Here is a 2,421-nt window from a genome sequence, read left to right as displayed (position 1 = left end):
CCGGAGGGACCGCCGCCCAGTCCTCGTCGCCGCTTTCTGCCTTGCGCCCCGGTGGCCCGCCGCCAAGCCGGGGCCACCGAGCGGGGTGCCCGCTGCCCCGCCTTCCTGAACCGAGAGGAACCCGCCGCCCGGCAGGCAGGATCAGGGAACCACCCTGCTCCCGCCGTCGCCGCCCATCACGGTGACCACGCACACGCCCGGCGGACGACAACGCTACGGCGAGGGCCGCTGACCTGCGTCGTCGCTGCCCTTGGCCTTGGGCTCCGGTGGCCCTTCGTCCGGCCGGAATCGGTGAGCTGGGGATTGCGTAGTCTTCATCGTGGAACCGCCCGACGGTACGCGGCGGGAACAGACACGAACAACGGGGGACCATGTCGACCGGCGCCGACGGCGGATTCCGCACGCACACCGAACTGGTCCGGGACGCCGACCGTCCGGACTCCTGGCTGCTCGTCGTCGACGGCACGCCGCAGTCGCACGTCGACCTCTCCGACCCCACCCATCTGGACTTCGAGTACGTCCGCCGCCTCGGGCACGTCGCCGACCTGCTCGCGCCCGCCGGGCAGCCGATCGACGCCTTCCACCTCGGCGCCGGGGCGCTCACGCTCGCCCGCTATATCGCCGCCACCCGCCCCGGGTCGCGGCAGCGGGCCGTCGACATCGATGCCGACCTGGTCGCCGCCGTCCGCTCCACGCTCCCCGTGGACCGGCGGGCCGGGATCCGGGTCGGCATCGGCGACGCCCGCGCCTGGCTCGCCGAGCGGCACGATGCCCGCGCCGACCTGATCGTGTCCGACGTCTTCGCCGGGGCCCGCACCCCCGCCGCCCTGACCAGTGTCGAGTTCTTCACCGACGCCGCCCGGGTGCTGCGCCCCGGCGGCGTCTTCGCGGTGAACGTCGCCGACGGCGGCCGCCTGCTGCACGCCCGCCGCCAGCTCGCCACCGCCGCCGAGGTGTTCGCCCACGCCGGTGTGCTGGCCGAGCCCGGTGTGCTGCGCGGGCGCCGGTTCGGCAACTTCGTGCTGGTCGCCTCGGACCGGCCGCTGCCCGCCGACGACCTGGCGCACCGGGCCCACCGCGACCCCGACATGGCCCGCCTCGTGCACGGTGACGACGTGGAGCGCTTCATCTCCGGCGCCCGCCCCGTCCATGACGCCGACGCCGAGGACTCCCCCGCCCCGCCGAGCGGAACCTTCGTGCGCTGACCGGTCATTGGGCCGAGGCCCAGCCGGGCGAGGGCCGGAGGCCGGTCCGTTGGGGGACGGAGCCTGGTCCGATGGGGGCCGAGGCCGGGTCGGAGGGGGCCGGGCCCGGATCCGACGAGGGCCGGGCCGGTATTCATCGGATCACCCCCTCTGCGCTAGGGTCGGGGCCGAAACCCCACCCACGCGAGGACACCGATGGGCGACCCGACCACTCTCTTCGTCACTCCTCCCCCGGACGCCTGACAGGGGCGTCTGCGGCTCCGCGGTACGGACACCGCCGACGCTCCGTGATGCGGCCGAAACCCCATCGACGGAGGAGTCCTCGTCGTGCCTTCCACCTCTCCCGACGCGGCCGCGCGCGCCGCGTCGTCCGCCGCGCCCGCCCGGCGCGGCCTCGCCCTGCTCGCCGCCGCCGGTGTGCTCTGGGGCATGGGCGGCCCCGCAGGCCACCTGCTGCAGTCCGCCGGGGTCGCCCCCCTGGCGGTGGCCACCTACCGCCTGCTCATCGCCGGTCTGCTGATCACCGCGTTCCTCGCCGCCACCGGGGCCCTGCGGCACCTGCCCCGGTCCCGGGCGTTCGCGGTGCGCCTGGCCGTCAACGCCGTCCTGCACGCCGTCTTCCAGCTCCTGTACTTCGCCTCCCTGGCCCTCATCCCGGTGGGCCTGGCGACACTGGTGAAGATCGGCAGCGTCCCGGTGTTCGTCGCCGCCGGGGTGTGCCTGCTCGCCCGGCGGCGCCCCGGCGGGCGGCTCGCGGTGTCCGTCGTGCCCGCCGTCGCCGGGCTGGCGCTGCTGGCCGGGTTCCCGGCGGCCGACGCCTCCCCCGCCCGCCTGGCCGCCGGGTTGGCCTGCGCCCTGGGCGCGGGCCTGGCGTTCTCGGCGATGACGCTGGTCAACCGGCGCCCGGTGGAGGGGCTGCCGCCGCTGGTCAACGTCGGCCTGGGCATGCTCGCCGGGTCCGTGCTCCTGCTGCCCGCGGGGCTGGCGGCCGGGATGGCCGTCCCCGCCCGGCCGGACACGCTCGCCCTCCTGGCCTTCCTGGGCCTGGTGCCCACGGTCCTCGCGTACCTGGCCTACTTCCGCGGCCTGCAGACGGCTTCGGACGCGGGCGCCGCCGTCGGCACACTCGCCGAGCCGATGACCGCCGCCGTGCTGTCCGCCCTGTTCCTCGGTGAGCGGATGACGGTGCCGGGCCTGATCGGGACGGCACTGCTGG

The 2,421-nt window shown here is 75.9% G+C and carries 2 protein-coding genes; both read left to right on the top strand.

Going from position 1 to position 2,421, the window contains the following annotated elements; translation table 11 throughout:
* The first annotated feature begins 371 nt into the window (after window positions 1-371).
* Window positions 372-1,205, top strand: a complete 834-nt coding sequence (locus tag D476_RS0107640; RefSeq protein WP_017623361.1) for a spermidine synthase — start codon at window positions 372-374, stop codon at window positions 1,203-1,205.
* Between the two features lie 327 nt (window positions 1,206-1,532).
* Window positions 1,533-2,421, top strand: an 889-nt coding sequence (locus tag D476_RS0107635) for a DMT family transporter (protein ID WP_017623360.1), incomplete at its 3' end; no start/stop codon positions are given.

Origin of the sequence: Nocardiopsis chromatogenes YIM 90109 (genome assembly GCF_000341185.1) — a bacterium.
Lineage (GTDB): Bacteria > Actinomycetota > Actinomycetes > Streptosporangiales > Streptosporangiaceae > Nocardiopsis_A > Nocardiopsis_A chromatogenes.
Note: the sequence above shows the minus strand (reverse complement) of the source record. Positions and strands in the feature narration are given on the sequence as shown.

Bases quoted from the DNA above. Each gene is read 5' to 3' on its own strand.
- D476_RS0107640 (WP_017623361.1), top strand. From the start codon at position 372: ATGTCGACCGGCGCCGACGGCGGATTCCGCACGCACACCGAACTGGTC.